Origin of the sequence: Phyllobacterium sp. YR531, assembly GCF_000282595.1 — a bacterium.
Lineage (GTDB): Bacteria > Pseudomonadota > Alphaproteobacteria > Rhizobiales > Rhizobiaceae > Phyllobacterium.
In genome coordinates this window covers 188,087-205,633 of the sequence record NZ_AKIZ01000003.1, presented here as the reverse complement: position 1 = coordinate 205,633, position 17,547 = coordinate 188,087, and the positions used below count along the sequence as shown (strand labels likewise).

The following is a 17,547-nucleotide window of genomic DNA, read 5'->3' as shown; positions in this document are numbered from 1 at the left end:
CCCCGTCGAACCACGCATAACGCAAGTGCTGGTCTTAACCCGACAGCTTCAGGCAAGCTTGATTTGCGACAGCTACGCCAAAGCTTTCTGAAAGGCGCATCATGACCAGTACGATGACGAGCTACCGTTTGATTGCTGCGGATTTGCCGCGCTCGCTCGCCCGCGTTGCCAAAGAACCCATGGTTCAACGCGATAGCGACTATTATCTGAAGAACATCGGCAAGGTAAAAACCATCGATGATCTCATGAAGGATACCAAACTTTACAATTATGCGTTGAAGGCGTTCGGTCTTGAAGACATGGCTTACGCTAAAGCTTTTATCAAGAAGGTGCTGACTGAGGGCATTGAAGATAGGGACAGCTTTGCCAACAAGTTAACCGACACGCGCTACAAAGAATTCGCTACCGCCTTCAATTTTGCCAAATATGGCGACAAGACAACCGCTGAACCGGCAGTATTGAAGCCCGTCGTTGACAGCTATGTTCAGATGACGCTTGAGCAGGAAACAGGCAAGCAAAGTGATGGAGCGCGCCTTGCCCTTTACTTTTCACGTAAAGCTGCATCCATCACCAATGCCTATGAGATTCTAGGAGACAAGCGACTTCTGGCAGTATTCCAGACGACCTTCAATATTCCGAAACAGACATCGGCACTTGATATTGATCGTCAGGCAAAAATGGTCGAGGAAAAACTGGATCTCAAGGATTTGAAGGATCCCAAGAAGGTCGAGAAGCTCCTGGTCCGGTTTACAGCCATGTATGATATGGCCAATCCCAGCACGAGCACGGCACCATCAGTACAACTGCTCGGAGGAGCGGCGGAGATCGGCATATCGCCAAGCATTCTGGCAACTCTCCAATCCTTCAAGCTTGGAGGGCGCTGATGGAAAACTCCATATATGTAGGTCTTTCTTCGCAAATATCGTTGGAGCGGAGACTTGATGTGCTGGCACATAATGTGGCGAACATGTCGACACCCGGCTTTCGGGCGACAGGCATGAAATTCGATGCGATGGTGTCCAAGGCAGCAGAGAATTCAAGCTTCGTCAGTGCTGGTGAAAGCTTCATCAAGACAGAGGCAGGGCCGATAAATCAGACCGGAAACCCGCTTGATGTAGCGGCCAAAGGCAATGTCTGGTTTTCGCTGCAGACTCCGGCCGGTCAGGTTTTCACCCGCGACGGCCGCATGAAGATGTCAACGACCGGCGAACTGCAGTCGGTAAAAGGATATCCGATGCTCGACGCCGGAGGGCAACCCTTGACGATTGACCCGAATGGCGGGCCGCCCGAAATATCGTCGGATGGTGCAGTCTATCAAAACGGGCGCCAGCTTGGCGCCATCGGATTGTTCACGATCGATCCGGGTGCAAAACTCAGTTACTTCGATAATTCCGCAGTCATACCAAGCGTTGCCGCCCAGCCCGTGCTCGATAATCCGAATGCGGGTGTCATTCAGGGAGCCGTTGAGGGATCGAATGTGGATGCGATCAGCGAGATGACGCGGCTCATGAATGTTACACGAGCTTTCGAGCGCGTTAATGCGTTGTTGAGCGGTAGCGAAGCGACCTTCACAAGCGCAATCAAGACGCTCGGCTCGTCGTCCTGATGTTTGGTTCTCATGACTGCGCTTGAGACTGCCCTCCATACCATGAACACCGGTTCGGTGAAGCTTGATGATCTGGCGCGTGTTATGTCGCAAGCCGGTGACGATCACCGGCCGATTGCGGTTGGCGGTTACGTCAATGAGGTGTCACGCTCGGCGATAGGCGTGCGCGGTATTTCGGAAAGAGTGCAGCTTGGTGATCTGGTGATGATCCGGTCTGGTCAGCAGCTTCATCCTGCAGAAGTCATACGTCTTGAGCAAAGCCGGACATTGATAAAGCCATTTGATGACCGGATTACCCCGTCGCTGGGCAGCCCGGTATTTCCCGAAGGCCAATTCCGTATTGCGCCCGCACCAGATTGGAAAGGCAGGGTTATCAATGCACTTGGCGAGCCGCTTGACGGCAAGGGGTTGATGACGACCGGCACGCAAGCGGTATCCGTGGATTGTCCGGCACCATCCGCAATGAACCGGAGCCGGGTGGAAAAGGGCCTGAGATGCGGCGTCAACGTCGTGGATGTTTTCGTGCCCATGTGTTTCGGCCAGCGTATGGGAATTTTCGCAGGTTCTGGTGTGGGTAAATCGACATTGCTGGCGATGATGACCAAAGCCGCTGACTTTGACACTGTTGTCCTGGCGCTGACCGGTGAACGCGGACGCGAAGTGCGGGATATGCTCGAAGACACAATGGCGGGCAAGCTCGACAAGACAATTGCCGTGATTGCAACAGGCGATGAAAGTCCGATGATGCGGCGGCTCGCGCCTAATACAGCTACCGCCATTGCTGAGTATTTTCGCGATCGCGGTGACAATGTGCTGTTGATCGTGGATTCGATAACGCGCTTTGCCCATGCTGCGCGCGAAATCGCCATTGCTGCGGGTGAGCCGCCGGTCTCGCGTGGTTATCCGCCCAGTGTGTTCAGCCAGTTGCCACGCCTGCTTGAACGGGCCGGGCCGGGGCTTGAAGGAAACGGCACGATTACCGGTCTCTATGCTGTGCTAGTCGATGGCGATGATCACAATGATCCCATTTCGGACGCCATTCGCGGAACGCTGGACGGCCATATCGTGCTTGACCGCAGTATCGCAGCGCAGGGACGCTTTCCGGCAGTCGATATTCTGGGGTCTATATCGCGCCTTGCACATCACAATTGGACGCCGGATCAGGCCAAGCTTGCGACAGGTCTTCGCAGCCTGATTTCCCGGTTTGAAGAAACACGCGATCTTCGCATGATCGGCGCTTACCAAGCAGGCAGCGATCCGCAGATCGATCAGGCAGTTCATCTTGTTCCGCTTATTTACGGGACAATGCAGCAGACGCCGGCATCGCCATTGTCTCTAGATCCTTACAGCGACCTTGCCACCGCCCTGCGGCCAACGGAGCCATCATGACAAAACAGTCAGCCACAACTGCAAAGCCCGTATCCATTGATGCAGATGCACCTGTGCTACCCAAGCAACGCGACAAGCGCTTTGACGGCTATCTGAAAACGGCAGGTTTTGTGCTGGCTGTGATTTCATTCGTTCTGCCATTCGTCATGTATTATGACATTCTGGATGCGCGTCCAAGGCCTGAATCTTCCGGTATTCAGGTACGCGATCCTCTTAACCGTACAAACCAGAAGGTTGTGCGCGACACGAGGGGCAAAGTCACATCCACATCACCTAATTCGAGCGAAGAGCTCGACCCGATGACCACTGCAACGACATCTGAGCAGACAGCTGACAGGCTTGCAAAGATTGCAGACGCAAGCACACAGCCCTTTCCGGGAAAGCCGCGATTCCTCGTGCGTGAAGTGGTTGGTGGTCTGGTCATGATAGAGGACGAAACCGGATACTGGTTCGTCGAGAAGGGCTCGCCTCTGCCGGACGGCAGCACCTTGGTGGCGATACAGCGGGGAGCGACGCCCGGCAGCTGGAATATCAAAACTTCGGATGGCGATGTTATCGACCGGACATTCTAATATAGTCGTAATTTGTCTGAAGCTGGTGCCGCCGCAAGTCTCACGCAAGCCTGACAGCATATATTAAGAACGGGTTAATCGGTTCGGCTGCGGGGAAGTACATGCAGGGAATTCATCTCTTCGATCTGGCATCACGTCAGGCCGAGTGGCTGTCGGTAAGACAGGCGACGGTCTCGGGAAATGTGGCCAATGCAAATACGCCGGGATTCAAGGCTCGCGACGTGGAGCCTTTCCATGACGTACTTGCCCAGTCGCAACTGACAATGACTGCAACCAATCCCAAACATCTGGAAATTGATGCCTCCGGGATCGCGGCAACCGCCTTGCGCAAGGACGCAGTGACCGAACAGAACCATTCCAAGAACACCGTCAACCTTGAAATGGAAATGGTAAAATCCGGCGAGATCAACCGCGAATTCGCGCTCAACACCAGCATCGTCAAGGCGTTCCATCGCATGATGATGTCATCCGTGAAGGGTTAAGCGCATGAGTGATCCGCTACAAGCAGCGCTCAAGGTTGCGGCATCCGGCCTTTCGGCCCAGTCGACCCGCCTGCGCATCGTTTCTGAAAATCTTGCCAATGCCCAGTCGACCGGCAAGACTGCCGGTAGCGATCCCTATCGCCGGAAGACAGTGTCCTTTGCGACTGAACTTGATCGCACCACAGGTGTTGAAACAGTCAGGATTGCTGAAGTTGGCAAGGATACGTCGGCCTTTGTTGAAGAATATGAGCCAAGCCACCCGGCTGCCGACAGCCGTGGCTACGTCAAGTATCCCAATGTCAGCATGGTCGTCGAAATGGCGGATATGCGGGAAGCCAATCGCTCTTATGAAGCCAATCTCCAGGTCGTCAAGCAAGCACGCGAGCTTATTGCCATGACCGTCGATCTTTTGAGGAACTCCTGATGATAGACCAGCTTCTAAGCGTTTCTACTCGCAACGCTCTTTCCAAACTGACTGAGACAGTGAACCAGGGTCCTGCCGCCGGAGCGGCAACCGCGGCCGCGGCAGGTCAGCCGTCTTTTGACAATGTGCTGTCCCAGCTTGCCAGTTCAATGAGCGGGAAATTGCAGAATGCTGAAGCGGTATCCATGAAAAGCATGACGGGAGATGTGCCCACCCGCGACGTGGTGAATGCGGTCATGGATGCGGAGCAATCGCTGCAAACCGCGATCGCGATCCGTGACAAGATCGTTCAGGCCTATCTCGAAATCAGCCGCATGCCGATTTAGCCGGACAAGGAATCCCAATGAAAGCGCTCACCATCGCAGCCACCGGCATGAATGCCCAGCAACTCAATCTGGAAGTCATCGCGAACAATATCGCCAATATCAACACGACCGGATACAAACGCGCAAAGGCGGAATTCTCCGATCTGCTCTATCAGGCAGAGCGGACAGCTGGCGTTCCCAATGCCGCAAACCAGAGCATTATTCCGGAAGGAGCGATGGTAGGTCTCGGCGTGCAGACCGCTGCCGTACGCAACCTTCATATACAGGGACCGCTTAACCAGACGGGTAACCCTTATGATGTGGCGCTCATCGGGCGTGGCTGGTTTCAAATCCAGAACCCGGCTGGCGACACATTGTATAGCCGCGCGGGTGCATTCAACATCAATGGAACGGGGCAGCTGGTCACGCTGGATGGCAATCTCGTCGAACCGAACATTGTCGTTCCTACGGATGCCATCGAAATCAAGATTACGGAAAGTGGCCAGGTCTTTGCAAAGATGGCGGACCAAACCCAGCTCGTTAATCTCGGACAGTTGCAGATTGCGAATTTTGCAAATGAAGCCGGTCTTGAACCGCTAGGGAACAATCTTTTCCGTCAGACGGACGCTTCAGGCGACCCGGTTGTCGGCGTTCCCGGCGACCCGGGTTTTGCTACGCTGAAGCAGAATTACCTTGAGAGCTCCAACGTCGATCCCGTCAAGGAAATTACCGATCTTATCACCGCGCAACGCGCTTATGAGATGAACTCCAAGGTCATTCAGGCGGCAGACGAAATGGCATCGGTCGTCTCGAAGAATCTGCGCTGAGGTCCATGATGGTGCGATTTGAAACGATAAGAAATTTCTTTCAGGCAAGCACTTTCGCCGTTGCCTGTCTGGTTGCGTCTGCCGCATCGGCAGACCGCATCGCTTTTATCGTTCCATCGCAGATCATCTATCCCGGTCAAGCTATCGGCAGCAACGGCCTGCAGGAGAAGATGTTTACAATCAAGGCAAGTGCAGCCGGCAGCTATGTGCTTTCGGTTGATCAGCTTGTGGGGAAAGTTGCGCGCAAGACGCTTCTTCCCGGACAACCCATTCTGGTAACGGCCGTCAACGAGCCGGACCTCATTCAACGAGGGGTTGCCGTGCCAATCATTTACGATACGGGTACACTGGTCATTACCGCCAAGGGCATACCAATGGAGCCGGGGCGTTCAGGCGATTTCGTCAAGGTGCGGAATATTGACAGCGGTATTATCGTAACTGGAACTGTGCTTGCCAATGGTAGCATTCAGGTCGGTATGCAATGAGGTTAAAGAAGACCCTCACTGCACTTATCGGTTTAATGTTTGCAGCTTCCTCCGTAACCTATGCGGCGGAGCCTTCAGCCAATGCCAAAGACTACAGGACGCCGGGTCAAGCGCGCGCAGCATTCCAGAAAGAACTGGATGACGGCCGCTGGGGCGGTGCTTCATCGCAATTGGGTGAGGGCGGAGCGATTGCCCGCCTTAAAGATATCGCCAATATTCAAGGTGTGCGTGAGAACCAGCTTGTCGGCTATGGTCTTGTTATAGGCCTCAACGGTACAGGTGACAGCTTACGCAGCGCACCATTCACCGAACAATCCATGCGCGCCATGCTGGATAATCTGGGTATCAGCCCGCCGGCCGGTGCTTCCCGCACCAAGAATATCGCCGCTGTGATTGTAACGGCCAACCTGCCGCCCTTCGCCGGGCGCGGTTCACGAATAGACATTACAGTTTCATCTTTGGGCGATGCCACGTCTCTGGCTGGTGGTACGCTTGTCATGACACCATTGGCCGCAGCAGACGGTCAGACCTATGCGGTGGCTCAAGGCAATATGATCGTTTCAGGCTTCACGGCTTCGGGTCAGGCGGAAACCGTAACGCAAGGTGTGCCCACAAGCGGGCGCATTCCAAATGGCGCGCTTGTCGAAAAAGAAGTGACCGGTAATTTTGGCCACGATGAGCTGGTTGTTGAACTGCGTGAGCCCGATTTCACGACAGCAGTACGCATTACCGATACCATCAATGCCTTTGCCAAACGCCGCTACAAGCAGGCGGTTGCGAAAGAGCGGGATTCAAAATCAATTCGACTGCGTAAACCGGCCAGCATTTCTGCGACACGCTTTCTTGCCGAGATTGAAGGACTGCCCGTCGTTACCGATGAGGTAGCCCGGGTGGTTGTCGATGAGCGAACGGGAACGGTTGTCATCGGTGAAAAAGTGCGCATCTCGCGGGTTGCAATCAGCCATGGCAGCCTGTCGGTACGCGTAACCGAAAGGCCGACTATCGTACAGCCTGAACCATTCTCGGATGGCGAAACGGCGGTAGAGCCGAACACCGAAATTGACGTCAACCAAGCTTCGAAAATAGGATTGCTAGGCGGTACTGACCTTGAAAGCTTGGTCAAGGGATTGAACCAGATCGGCGTAAAGCCACAGGGTATTATTGCTATTCTGCAGGGTATCAAGACAGCGGGTGCACTTCACGCCGAGTTGGTGGTTCAATGATCATGACCATACGATTCATCCGGTCCTTTGTTGCAGTCCTGGCGTTCTGCCTGACTTTGCTTCTTCCCGCCACTTACGGATTTTCACAGGAAGCAGCCAAAGCGCCGGATGATACCGGACAGGAAATTGATCGTTACTGCACCAATATCACCGACAAGGCAGCGGACGCGCGCTATGCGATGCAGACCCGTGAGCTTCAGCAGCTTCGCGAAGACATTGACAGCCGTATCGAGCTGCTTGATGCCAAGCGTCAAGAATATGAAGTCTGGTTGAAACGCCGTGATGAGTTTATCGACAAGGCGGAAGATTCGCTTGTCGGGATCATCTCCAAAATGCGGCCCGATGCGGCCGCCGCCCAAATGGCGCTGCTAGGCGATGAAGCCGCGGCAGCCCTTTTGCTGAAACTCAACCCAAGAGTTTCAAGCGTTATTCTCAATGAAATGCCTCCTGAGAAATCATCCAAGCTCGCGCGGGTGATTGTCGGATCGCGGGTGGTGACGACAAAAGAAAGAACCGCGCAATGAAAAAAGCGGCAATGCCAATCGCCTTTGCAAGCGTGCTTCTGGTTTCCGGTTGCGCGATGAATCCGCGTGATTTTAACCGGCCTCCGGAAATGACTCCTGTCGGGACTGGTGTGGGGCACAATTTTACTGTCAGCGACCCTTCCAACTATCCAACACAACCCCGCCCGCAGAAGTATTCCCTGTGGCAGGACAGGCAGGCCAGCTTCTTTCGCGATCCACGCGCAACAAACCCGGGCGATGTGCTGACTGTGGTCATTTCCATTGATGATCGCGCAAAGCTGGATAATAAATCTGACCGTTCCCGTGTCGCCTCAGGCATTTATGGTGCGAAGGCGGATCTTGGCGGTAGTGGTATTTCTGTCAGCAATATTGGCGGCAATCTGGATTATGATTCAGACAGTCGAACCAAGGGCGAGGGTAAGATTGAGAGATCAGAGAAGATTGATCTTTCGGTTGCCGCCATTGTCACCGACATCCTGCCGAACGGAAATCTGATCATTCGCGGATCGCAGGAAATCCGTGTCAATAACGAGCTTCGCGTGCTCAATGTTGCCGGGGTCGTCCGGCCAAGGGACATTTCCGGATATAATACGATTTCCTACGAGAAAATTGCAGAAGCCCGCATTTCCTATGGCGGTCGTGGCCGTCAAAGCGAAGTGCAACAGCCGCCATGGGGCCAGCAGGTCCTGGACGCGGTTTCACCGATCTAGGGACAGAGAATGAGTGCTGTCACAGAAGACTCAGGGTCGACACGCAAGGCTCCTTCCATAGCTGCTCTGGCAATTGTGGTTGTCGTGCTGACGCTTATTGCTGCGGGTGGAGGCTGGTTCTTGGGCGGTCAGCTGGGCCTTGCCGTACCCGAAGCCGCTTCTGGTGTCGAAGGGCAAAAAACTCCGGCTACGGAAGCAATGCCCACCGGAAGCGTCGTCGTGCTGAAGCCGATCCTCACCAATGTCAAAATCCCGCAGGATGTCTGGATAAGACTTGAGGCAGGTTTGATTGTCCGGCCGGGGGAAGCAATTTCCGATGAACTGTCCACAGCCGTAGCTGGCGACTTCATGGCGTTCCTTCGTACGGTAAATCTGATGCAATTGCGTGGACCAGCCGGACTTGAGTATCTAAGGATGGATTTGCAGGAACGTGCCCGCATGCGCACAGAGGGCAAGGTCGATAAAGTTTATATCTGGGCGCTGGTGATGGAATGAACAGACTTTTTCTGACACCGCTTGTATTTGCCGGGCTTATGCTTGGTCTTGGCGGAACTGCAGTGGCCCAGCAAACTTCCTTGCTTGAAGGATTGATACCGCAGGGCAGTGCGTCGTCAAGCGGCCAGATCATCCAGATGCTGGCGGCATTGACCGTTTTGTCAATTGCTCCCGGTATTCTCATTATGGTCACCAGCTTTACGCGCTTTGCCATTGCGTTTTCAATGCTGCGGGCGGGGCTCGGGTTGCAAACCACGCCGGCCAACCTGGTGATGATCAGTCTTGCATTGTTCATGACGTTCTATGTTATGGCTCCGGTGTTTGATCGGGCCTGGCAGAATGGCGTTCAGCCACTTGTGAATAATCAGATCACGCAGGATGTGGCGATCAACGAAATTACGACGCCTTTCCGCGAGTTCATGTTGCGTCAGGTTCGCGATAAGGACCTGCGATTGTTCGAAGATCTGGCCGATGAATCATTTCGCACGCAGGCGAATCAGGTTGTCGATCTGCGGATTCTCGTCCCTGCCTTCATGATCTCCGAGTTGCGCCGTGGATTTGAAATCGGGTTTCTGATCGTTCTGCCGTTTCTGGTAATCGACCTCATTGTGGCGACATTGACGATGTCTATGGGCATGATGATGCTGCCGCCAACTGTGCTTTCGCTACCTTTCAAGATACTTTTCTTCGTCCTGATCGATGGCTGGAACATTCTGGTCGGCAGTCTCATCAGGTCATATTCTTAGCCGGATACCGGTGCGATAACCAATGTTGAAAAATTAATCATGAGCGTTATTGAAACTGTAATACTTTTGGCTTACTCATCACGAACATAACGGGTTGTCGCTACGACAATAGGCATGATGCCGCTCCGTTATACCGGTCAACCCGGTATGTCCCAATCAGTATCTCATCAGGGACTTCATCCTATGGCTAGCATTCTTACAAACGCATCAGCAATGACTGCGCTTCAGACTCTTTCTGCAACAAACAAGAACCTTGCTACAACGCAGGACCGTATTGCTACCGGTCAGCGCGTTTCGACAGCTTCCGACAACGCAGCATACTGGTCAATTGCAACCGGCATGCGTACGCAGAATTCGGCTCTTTCCGCTGTTAAAGACGGTCTTGGCCTTGGTGCTTCCATCGTCGACACAGCCTATACTTCATTGACGAAGGCTATCGATCTCGCTCAGAAGATCCAGGCAAAATATGTTGCCAAGGAAACTCCAGGCACAGACGGCGCCATCATTGATGCCGACATTGCACAGTTCAAGGCTCAGATCGTTGAAATGGCAAAAGGCGCGACATTCCAGGGCGTCAACCTGCTCAAGACAGGCGGCACAGCACAGAACATCGTTACCGGCTACGAAGCTGGCACTGGTGTAACAACGATTGCAGTTGCTGCATTCGATCTGGAAGCTGCTCTGACAACAGCTACAACCTCCGCAACTGTCGGCACAGCCATCGACACCATGAAGGCAGCAGCAGCAGGTCTCGGTTCCGCAAAGACCCGTATCGACACGCAGGTAAGCTTCACCAGCTCGCTGATGGATGCGATCGATCGCGGCGTTGGCCAGCTCGTTGACGCTGACATGAACGCAGAATCAGCTCGTCTGTCCGCTCTGCAGGTTCAGCAGCAGCTCGGCATTCAGGCGCTCTCGATTGCCAATTCCGGCAACCAGAGCATTCTGTCGCTCTTCCGCGGCTAACAAGAATAATTCTGCAAAACTTGAATTGGCCACGCATCGCGCGTGGCCTTTTTTATTGTGGGAAGCGGTTGTGGCTTACGCCGCTCTAACTTCGCGCAAGCTTCAGCATCTATTGTCACCGTACGGCGTTGCGGTGGGAATTGATGGAAAAGAACATAAGACAGACTTTCGAGCAGCTGGGTACAGCGTTGCAGAAGCTTGGGGCCCGGCGGCTTATTGCGCTTGGCATCATCGGCGTAACGCTTTTCGCTGCGATTCTCGCATCAAGTTTTTATCTGAACCGCCCTCAGTACGAGACCCTCTATGTTGGCCTCAGTCGCGACGACGTCAATCGCATGGGCATGGCATTGGGCGAAGCAGGCATACCGTTCGACGTTAAATCAGATGGAACTTCGGTTCTGGTACCATTCGGCAAAGCGGATCAGGCGCGGATGTATCTTGCCGAAAAAGGACTGCCGACAAGCAATAATGCCGGGTACGAACTCTTTGACAATATGGGCTCGCTCGGCCTGACCTCCTTCATGCAGGAGATTACGCGCGTACGAGCCCTTGAGGGCGAAATATCGCGGACCATTCAGGCGATACGCGGAATCAAGGCGTCACGCGTGCATATCGTTCTGCCGGAAAAGGGCAGTTTCCGCCGCGGCGATCAGGCTCCTTCCGCTTCGGTCGTCATCCGTACTGAGGGTGACTTTGCCATTGAATCCGCCCAGTCGATACGCCAGTTGGTTGCCGCTGCTGTGCCGCAACTGACAGCCTCCGAGGTAACAATTCTCGACACGAATGGCCGTCTGCTGGCCTCAAAGGATGACGGCACCAATGCGGGTGCGGTGATGTCGGCCACGCTGGAGCAGAATGTTTCGTCGTCTGTTGATGAGAACATCCGAAAGGCACTGGCACCTTATCTGGGTGTCGGACATTTCCAGACGAGCGTTCAGGTAGCCCTCGATACGGATCGTCGCCAGACCAACGAGACAGTTTTTGATCCCGAATCACGTGTTGAGCGTTCGGTTAGAGTGGTTCGAGAGAGTGGCGATTCCAAAAATTCGACCAGTGACAACGCAACTGGCGTCGAGCAGAACATTCCGCAGGAAGAAATTGCCAGCAGGAATGGTGACAGCGCTACGGAAAAGACCGACAAGCGGGAAGAGCTGACCAACTACGAGTTGAGTTCGAAGACAGTTTCGACAACAAGTGACAGCTATCAGATCAAACGCCTCTCCATTGCGGTGGTGGTTGATCAAGCGCGGCTGCTTGCTACGGCAGGTGAAACACCACCACCCGCCAATTTCGTTGACCAGCAGATCGCCAAGATTACGCAATTGGTCGCTACGGCTGCCGGCCTCGATACAAAGCGTGGTGACGTTATCAATGTCACGGCGGTGAATTTCATGGAAACGGCGGATGAGCAGTTGCAACCGGCTTCAACGCCCATATCGGAAATGATCTTCAGGCAGACTGGCACACTCATCAATGCAGCGGCGCTGATAGCGGCGGTTGGTTTGGTTCTCTGGTTCGGCGTACGTCCACTGATGCGTGAAATGGGCAATCAACAGACAGCGTTGCAGGTTGCGTCAGAGCCGTCATTCGCAATGCCAGGACTAGCTCCGGCAACCAATCTTCCAGCTGTCGCTGCTGCGAATACAGAACAGAGTGTGCCCTATGACGATCTCAGCGAGCTGAGACGACGTATGCGCGTTCCGGCGCAAAACAGGCTGGAGCAAATGATCGATATGGATGAAGAGCGCGTCGCTGCCATCCTCAAACAATGGGTGCATGAAGCAGCATGACTGCAACCCAATCCAAATCTATTGCCAGCATGTTGACGGATTTTACGCCCAAGCTCGTTCCGGCTGATCGGGTGACTGTTTTTACCGCGCCGGGTGAACGGATAGCGATCAAACCTGACTTTGACGATGCCCCTGAAGAAGTGGTTGAGCTCATCGATTACGAGCTCAAGATCAAGGAGGCTTTTGCCGCAGGACGAGAGTCCGGACAGGTTGAATCCTCCGTTCTGTTTGAGGCGGAAAAAGTACGGTTGGAACGGGAGTTTCAAGAGCAACTCGCTGGCGCAGAAGTTACTTTTCTCGAACAGACAGGCGCTCGCATTGCATCGCAGATTGAAGATGGCCTGAAGGCAATCGCGTCTGATCTTTCCGGCTCACTGGCGGCGGTTATCGTGCCGCTGGTCGAGAATAATATGCGGGAGCGGGCAGTAGCTGCTTTTGTGACAGAAATTGAACTGCTGACCACAGGGCAAGCGGGGATTACGGCCAACATTACCGGTCCGCTACATCTCCTGGATGCCCTCCGCAACCGACCGGACTTTGAGACTATGCGTTTTACAATGACAGAGGCAAATCAGGCAGAACTGTCCTTGCGGCTTGATGATGCAGTTGTCGAGACGCGCCTTGGCCGCCTGATCGATAGTTTGAAGGATCACATTCGATGAATATTGATCCCGAAACACATCGTGAGATTGTTATCGTACGACGCGGTCGCGGTGATGGTGAGGACAGCCATCACGGTGGTGTATGGAAAATCGCCTATGCCGATTTCATGACCGCTATGATGGCATTCTTTCTTGTCATGTGGCTCATCAATGCGGCCAATGAAGAAACAAAAGCTGCCGTCGCCAGCTACTTCAATCCCGTAAAATTGATGGATCGTAACGCGCGGCCAAAAGGTATTCAGGATTCGGATGAAGAAAAGGGTAAGGTCCGTTTTGAACGACCGGATTCTACCGATGCCGAGACCAAAAGTTCGCGAAATGACAGGGAAGCGGAAACTCAGCCAGAGCGGGAAGAACGACAGATATTCAAGGACCCATATGCGGTTCTTGCGGAGATCGCTACGGACTCCGGTGTGCTGCAGAACCGTTCCGTAGCAGGTGCGGGTGGTATCAATCGGGCAGGGCCGTTGACGGGCGCTGAAGGCGGAGAGGCCTATCGCGATCCGTTCAATCCCAATTACTGGACGGACCGGGTAGATGAAGAAATTTTCCCTCTGACGGACAGTCCACCTGTACCGCCGCCATCGTACGAAAAAAGTGCGAGTGTCAACAAAAAGGGTGCAAAGGAAGAACTGGCGAAAATCGAACAGGCCTCACTTGAGCAGCGGATCAGTGCGGGCGATGTGAAGCCGGAGCCAGCTATAAAGACCCCTGACGTAGTGAAGTCTGCCGATAAGGCGGCCAAAGAAAACAAACCAGACATCAGTCCAGCCGAGATTGCGCAAAAGCTTGCCGCAGAGATAGCAAAGACCGGTGTCGCAAACGAGAAGAACGCCCCGGAAGTGACAGTCGTCCCTACAGATGACGGCGTGATGATTCAGCTCACCGACAAGGTGGATTACGGCATGTTCGCCATTGGTTCAGCCAAGCCGGACAAGCGTGTGGTCCAGGTTCTCGATGAGATCGGGAAAATCATCGCTACACGCAAGGGAGATGTGGTCATCAGTGGTCACACAGACGCGAGGCCATTCAAAAGCGATAGCTATGACAATTGGCGTCTGTCGTCGGCACGAGCTCACATGGCCTATTACATGCTGACACGCGGCGGTCTGGACGCGAAACGTATCCTGCGAATTGACGGCTATGCGGATCGTGACCCGAAAATCGCTTCCGACCCCTATGCCGCGCAAAACCGCCGGATCGATATCTTTCTCAAGACGGCCAGCAGATGAGAATAAGGCGGTATCATCTTCTGTTGATACTGGGTCTGCTTGTTGTTCAGCAAGCGCAGGCGCGTGCCGATGTGCCTGCTGCGGAACCATATCTGCTGGTTCGGTCAATGCGTATGCTTCAGGATCAGGTGGCATCCGGAAAGCCGGAAGCCCTGCCAATGCTCAACCGCGTGCTCGCTCATATTTCGCGGCAGTTTAAAGAGGCGAAACCGGACGCTTGGGACAAGCCCGCCAACGCCTATGCCCTTTTCATCTACTTGCTGAATGGTGGAAATCCCGATGTGGTGCGCGGGGTTATTGCCACGCTGAAGCCCGATCAGGTTGATCCGAAGCTTATCGCAGGGTCGTTGGCTTATGCCGATGGGGATGCTTTGCACATAGTCGAAAGCTTTCAGGAGTTACCTGCGAATTTACCGACGGAGCTCAACGCTTCCATCTATCTGGTGACGGCATCTCAGCTTGCGTCGATTGACGCTATCACGGCACTGAAGCGGCTTGATTATATAAGATTGAATGCCCCGGGAACGCTGCTTGAAGAAGCTGCGCTACGTCGGGGCCTCAGTATTGCTGCAGACCTTGGTGATAAGGACAAGCTGATAGGACTTGCCAGAAACTATCTGCAACGCTTTGAGCGCTCGCCATATTCGGAAGATTTTTTTCGCCAACTCGTAGATGCATTGCTGAAGTTAAAGGGCAAGGTGACTGACGAGGAGATCAAGGAATTGGCAGCGCTGGCTTGGCCGGGCGCACGTATGCCGTTTTATTTGCGCATAGCCCGTGGATCGATCGTCAATGGTGATCTGGGAAGAGCGCGGTTTGCATCGCAGGAAGCGGCGGGACTGGCCGCGATGCTCAAGAGCGACGATACGCAGGCAAAACTCTATCTGGCTGTCAGCAATGTCGGTTCCGACGCCACGGGAGCAGCAAGCAGAATATTGTCCAGCCTACCGAAGGATCGCCTGCATGGGCGCGATGTAAAGCTGCTTGAAGCTGCCACCGCCATGGCTGGAAAGATTACGGCTCAACCCGAGGCTGCGCCTCCAATTGCAGATGCTCAGCCCATGCCTGCAGCGGAGGTTTCGGCGCGAAAGCCCCAAACGACGAAGCAACCTGCCGCGGCTGACCCAGACGATGCAATGATTACGGAAACGCGCAAGAAGCTCGACGCGATCGATGCAATTCTTGGAAAGGCCGGGAAATGACAATCGGAAGCAACATGCCCTTCAAATTGAAATTCCAGAACGTTCCCCGGATTGCAGGTAAAGAAGAAGTGCAGACCGATTTGAAGGCCATGCCTGACGCCAGCGAGCCGATGCCTGATTTCGGATCGCTCTTGAATGTCATCAAGCCAAAGCAGAAAACTGATTTAAAACACGCTGTAGGTGAGGAAAAAGTCGCGCATTCGCAAGATGATTTTCGCGATGAAAAAGACGATGATTCCGCATCAGTTGCGCAACATCCATTTATGCAGCCCATCGCCGCACTGGAGCAAATGCTCGACAGGCGTCAGCATGATGAAAGCATTGCAGTACCAATTGCCAAAGTGGAAGAATCTGCTGCCAAGGAAGTCCTTGAAGCCACAGTTAGTCTGGAGCCCGTCATTGGCAAAGAAGATATTCCGCAGCAGGTGATAGCGGCACCAGTACCGGTGGCGAAAAAGCAGGAGTCGGGAAAGCAAGAGCATTCTTCTGCCAAACAGATGGCTTCCGCTTCATTGCCGGTTTCTGGAGAATCGGATTCCGAGCCTTTGCCTCTGATTCCAGCTACGACAACAAGGCAAGAGGTTAAGACTGCCTCGCCTGCTATTGCGACGGGAGAGGTGAAGCCAGACAATCGCGGTTCCAAGCCAGATGCGGAGACACCGCAGCTGCAAGAGGTTGCTACTGGTTCGGACAAGAGCACGCTTTTGCAAACGGCTCCTTCCTTGTCGCAGACAGCACCGAAAGCACCCATGGGAAATATCATGACGATTGCGGCTCCGGTTAACCATCCGGCAGTTGCTGACGTTCAGGTAATCTCCGACAAAACCACAGGTGCAGCTAGAACGCTGGTTATCCAACTCCAACCTGTCGAGCTTGGTACTGTAACTGCACGTTTGCGTCTGACGTCGGAGGGCATGCATATACAGATTGCCGCTACAAGCACGGCTATGGCCGAGCATCTGTCGAATGATCGGGAAGCTCTCGGCAAAGCACTGCACAGGGCAGGGGTCACGGATGATGCGTCGAACGTCACGATATCAATTGTCGATCGCTCGTCAGCGGGCTCAGGGAGCACTCTGACGGGGCAGCAGAACCTTGGCGGGCAAGACCAGCAACAATCGGGTGCGCGGAACAATGGTCAGGGTCAATCGGGTTTTCAGAACACGCCGGGAGATCGGTCAGCAAATCAACCTTTCTTCGGAGAAGCGGTGCCGGATGACCAGCCTGAAAAGGCGGCAAAAGCAGACAATCGGCTTAACTCTACTCGCGGGCTTGTTGTTTAGCTTTTTTGCTGCTTGCCGGCTTGCCTATGCGGATAATGCTTGCGAGCGGCAAATGCACAATGCTTCGACAAAGTACGATATTCCCATCGGAATACTCTATGCGGTGGGTCTGACGGAAACAGGTAGAAAGAATTCGCTCCAACCATATGCTTTGAACGTTGAAGGGCATGCGGTTTTTATGCCGACGGTAAGTGCAGCAGTAGCAAAATTTGACGAGGCACAATTGCAGGGAGCAAAACTGATTGACCTCGGATGCATGCAGATCAATCACCATTTTCACGGTCGGAACTTCAGGTCGGTAGATCAGATGTTCGATCCGGCTGCGAACGTGGATTACGCCGCACGCTTTCTAAAACAGCTGCACAATCGCGAAGGCAGCTGGACAATGGCCGTTGCCAGATATCATGCAGGTCCGAACAATGATCCTGCGCAGAAAAAATATGTTTGCCGGGTAATGGAAAATATGATCGCCAGCGGCTTTGGAAATTGGACTCAAAAGGCGCGTATCTTTTGCGAGAAGTGACCGTGTTAATACACGGTAATAAAACGTGAATTTTAATTTTTGGTCGTACTTTGTTAAACTTATCTCATTAAGTTTGTTGCGCTCGCCAAACTGACATTTGC

21 protein-coding genes are annotated in these 17,547 nt (G+C 53.7%); all 21 read left to right on the top strand.

Features of this window, described 5'->3' with window-relative positions; all coding sequences use genetic code 11:
* The first annotated feature begins 101 nt into the window (after positions 1–101).
* The gene (locus PMI41_RS02235) at positions 102–884 is read left to right on the top strand and encodes a DUF1217 domain-containing protein (protein WP_008121323.1); all 783 of its coding nucleotides are present in this window, start codon (positions 102–104) and stop codon (positions 882–884) included.
* The gene (gene flgF, locus PMI41_RS02230) at positions 881–1,606 is read left to right on the top strand and encodes a flagellar basal-body rod protein FlgF (protein WP_086003495.1); all 726 of its coding nucleotides are present in this window, start codon (positions 881–883) and stop codon (positions 1,604–1,606) included. The genes PMI41_RS02235 and flgF overlap by 4 nt, the downstream gene beginning before the upstream one ends.
* 84 nt (positions 1,607–1,690) lie before the next feature.
* Complete coding sequence (gene fliI, locus PMI41_RS02225) at positions 1,691–2,995, top strand: flagellar protein export ATPase FliI (RefSeq protein ID WP_052025814.1); 1,305 nt, start codon at positions 1,691–1,693, stop codon at positions 2,993–2,995.
* A complete protein-coding gene (locus PMI41_RS24910; protein WP_008121318.1) occupies positions 2,992–3,567 on the top strand; it encodes a hypothetical protein in 576 nt (191 codons plus the stop codon). Before fliI ends, PMI41_RS24910 begins: the two co-directional genes overlap by 4 nt.
* Positions 3,568–3,668: 101 nt before the next feature.
* A complete protein-coding gene (gene flgB, locus PMI41_RS02215; RefSeq protein WP_008121317.1) occupies positions 3,669–4,049 on the top strand; it encodes a flagellar basal body rod protein FlgB in 381 nt (126 codons plus the stop codon).
* 4 nt (positions 4,050–4,053) lie between these two features.
* Complete coding sequence (gene flgC, locus PMI41_RS02210; protein ID WP_008121314.1) at positions 4,054–4,473, top strand: flagellar basal body rod protein FlgC; 420 nt, start codon at positions 4,054–4,056, stop codon at positions 4,471–4,473.
* Entirely contained in the window at positions 4,473–4,799 is a 327-nt protein-coding gene (locus PMI41_RS02205) for a flagellar hook-basal body complex protein FliE (RefSeq protein ID WP_008121313.1), read from the top strand. The genes flgC and PMI41_RS02205 overlap by 1 nt, the downstream gene beginning before the upstream one ends.
* Positions 4,800–4,816: 17 nt before the next feature.
* Entirely contained in the window at positions 4,817–5,605 is a 789-nt protein-coding gene (gene flgG, locus PMI41_RS02200; protein ID WP_008121311.1) for a flagellar basal-body rod protein FlgG, read from the top strand.
* Positions 5,606–5,610: 5 nt separating this feature from the next.
* Positions 5,611–6,090, top strand: coding sequence for a flagellar basal body P-ring formation chaperone FlgA (gene flgA / locus PMI41_RS02195; RefSeq protein WP_040853454.1), 480 nt, complete (start codon positions 5,611–5,613; stop codon positions 6,088–6,090).
* Positions 6,091–6,125: 35 nt separating this feature from the next.
* A complete protein-coding gene (locus PMI41_RS02190) occupies positions 6,126–7,313 on the top strand; it encodes a flagellar basal body P-ring protein FlgI (RefSeq protein WP_244423893.1) in 1,188 nt (395 codons plus the stop codon).
* On the top strand, positions 7,310–7,837 hold the full coding sequence (locus tag PMI41_RS02185) for a MotE family protein (RefSeq protein ID WP_040853452.1): 528 nt from the start codon (positions 7,310–7,312) through the stop codon (positions 7,835–7,837). The genes PMI41_RS02190 and PMI41_RS02185 overlap by 4 nt, the downstream gene beginning before the upstream one ends.
* Positions 7,834–8,547 (top strand): flagellar basal body L-ring protein FlgH, encoded by a 714-nt coding sequence (gene flgH / locus PMI41_RS02180; protein WP_008121304.1) that lies wholly within the window; start codon positions 7,834–7,836, stop codon positions 8,545–8,547. Before PMI41_RS02185 ends, flgH begins: the two co-directional genes overlap by 4 nt.
* A 9-nt stretch (positions 8,548–8,556) precedes the next feature.
* Entirely contained in the window at positions 8,557–9,042 is a 486-nt protein-coding gene (locus PMI41_RS02175; protein ID WP_008121303.1) for a flagellar basal body-associated FliL family protein, read from the top strand.
* The gene (gene fliP, locus PMI41_RS02170) at positions 9,039–9,788 is read left to right on the top strand and encodes a flagellar type III secretion system pore protein FliP (RefSeq protein ID WP_008121301.1); all 750 of its coding nucleotides are present in this window, start codon (positions 9,039–9,041) and stop codon (positions 9,786–9,788) included. Before PMI41_RS02175 ends, fliP begins: the two co-directional genes overlap by 4 nt.
* 183 nt (positions 9,789–9,971) lie before the next feature.
* Positions 9,972–10,754: a flagellin gene (locus tag PMI41_RS02165; protein WP_008121299.1), complete on the top strand. Its 783-nt coding sequence runs from the start codon at positions 9,972–9,974 to the stop codon at positions 10,752–10,754.
* 143 nt (positions 10,755–10,897) lie between these two features.
* A complete protein-coding gene (gene fliF, locus PMI41_RS02160; protein ID WP_008121297.1) occupies positions 10,898–12,544 on the top strand; it encodes a flagellar basal-body MS-ring/collar protein FliF in 1,647 nt (548 codons plus the stop codon).
* Entirely contained in the window at positions 12,541–13,206 is a 666-nt protein-coding gene (locus PMI41_RS02155; protein ID WP_008121295.1) for a hypothetical protein, read from the top strand. Before fliF ends, PMI41_RS02155 begins: the two co-directional genes overlap by 4 nt.
* Entirely contained in the window at positions 13,203–14,438 is a 1,236-nt protein-coding gene (locus PMI41_RS02150; RefSeq protein WP_008121293.1) for a MotB family protein, read from the top strand. The genes PMI41_RS02155 and PMI41_RS02150 overlap by 4 nt, the downstream gene beginning before the upstream one ends.
* On the top strand, positions 14,435–15,640 hold the full coding sequence (locus tag PMI41_RS02145) for a hypothetical protein (protein WP_008121291.1): 1,206 nt from the start codon (positions 14,435–14,437) through the stop codon (positions 15,638–15,640). Before PMI41_RS02150 ends, PMI41_RS02145 begins: the two co-directional genes overlap by 4 nt.
* Positions 15,637–16,923, top strand: a complete 1,287-nt coding sequence (locus PMI41_RS02140) for a flagellar hook-length control protein FliK (RefSeq protein ID WP_008121288.1) — start codon at positions 15,637–15,639, stop codon at positions 16,921–16,923. Before PMI41_RS02145 ends, PMI41_RS02140 begins: the two co-directional genes overlap by 4 nt.
* Before the next feature lie 52 nt (positions 16,924–16,975).
* Positions 16,976–17,446 carry a transglycosylase SLT domain-containing protein gene (locus PMI41_RS02135; protein WP_008121286.1) on the top strand — a complete coding sequence of 157 codons (471 nt, stop codon included), beginning with the start codon at positions 16,976–16,978 and terminating at the stop codon, positions 17,444–17,446.
* The last annotated feature ends 101 nt before the right edge of the window (positions 17,447–17,547 follow it).

Bases quoted from the DNA above. Each gene is read 5' to 3' on its own strand.
- PMI41_RS02235 (WP_008121323.1), top strand. From the start codon at position 102: ATGACCAGTACGATGACGAGCTACCGTTTGATTGCTGCGGATTTGCCG.
- fliI (WP_052025814.1), top strand. From the start codon at position 1,691: ATGTCGCAAGCCGGTGACGATCACCGGCCGATTGCGGTTGGCGGTTAC.
- PMI41_RS24910 (WP_008121318.1), top strand. From the start codon at position 2,992: ATGACAAAACAGTCAGCCACAACTGCAAAGCCCGTATCCATTGATGCA.
- flgB (WP_008121317.1), top strand. From the start codon at position 3,669: ATGCAGGGAATTCATCTCTTCGATCTGGCATCACGTCAGGCCGAGTGG.
- flgC (WP_008121314.1), top strand. From the start codon at position 4,054: ATGAGTGATCCGCTACAAGCAGCGCTCAAGGTTGCGGCATCCGGCCTT.
- PMI41_RS02205 (WP_008121313.1), top strand. From the start codon at position 4,473: ATGATAGACCAGCTTCTAAGCGTTTCTACTCGCAACGCTCTTTCCAAA.
- flgG (WP_008121311.1), top strand. From the start codon at position 4,817: ATGAAAGCGCTCACCATCGCAGCCACCGGCATGAATGCCCAGCAACTC.
- flgA (WP_040853454.1), top strand. From the start codon at position 5,611: ATGATGGTGCGATTTGAAACGATAAGAAATTTCTTTCAGGCAAGCACT.
- PMI41_RS02190 (WP_244423893.1), top strand. From the start codon at position 6,126: ATGTTTGCAGCTTCCTCCGTAACCTATGCGGCGGAGCCTTCAGCCAAT.
- PMI41_RS02185 (WP_040853452.1), top strand. From the start codon at position 7,310: ATGATCATGACCATACGATTCATCCGGTCCTTTGTTGCAGTCCTGGCG.
- flgH (WP_008121304.1), top strand. From the start codon at position 7,834: ATGAAAAAAGCGGCAATGCCAATCGCCTTTGCAAGCGTGCTTCTGGTT.
- PMI41_RS02175 (WP_008121303.1), top strand. From the start codon at position 8,557: ATGAGTGCTGTCACAGAAGACTCAGGGTCGACACGCAAGGCTCCTTCC.
- fliP (WP_008121301.1), top strand. From the start codon at position 9,039: ATGAACAGACTTTTTCTGACACCGCTTGTATTTGCCGGGCTTATGCTT.
- PMI41_RS02165 (WP_008121299.1), top strand. From the start codon at position 9,972: ATGGCTAGCATTCTTACAAACGCATCAGCAATGACTGCGCTTCAGACT.
- fliF (WP_008121297.1), top strand. From the start codon at position 10,898: ATGGAAAAGAACATAAGACAGACTTTCGAGCAGCTGGGTACAGCGTTG.
- PMI41_RS02155 (WP_008121295.1), top strand. From the start codon at position 12,541: ATGACTGCAACCCAATCCAAATCTATTGCCAGCATGTTGACGGATTTT.
- PMI41_RS02150 (WP_008121293.1), top strand. From the start codon at position 13,203: ATGAATATTGATCCCGAAACACATCGTGAGATTGTTATCGTACGACGC.
- PMI41_RS02145 (WP_008121291.1), top strand. From the start codon at position 14,435: ATGAGAATAAGGCGGTATCATCTTCTGTTGATACTGGGTCTGCTTGTT.
- PMI41_RS02140 (WP_008121288.1), top strand. From the start codon at position 15,637: ATGACAATCGGAAGCAACATGCCCTTCAAATTGAAATTCCAGAACGTT.
- PMI41_RS02135 (WP_008121286.1), top strand. From the start codon at position 16,976: ATGCACAATGCTTCGACAAAGTACGATATTCCCATCGGAATACTCTAT.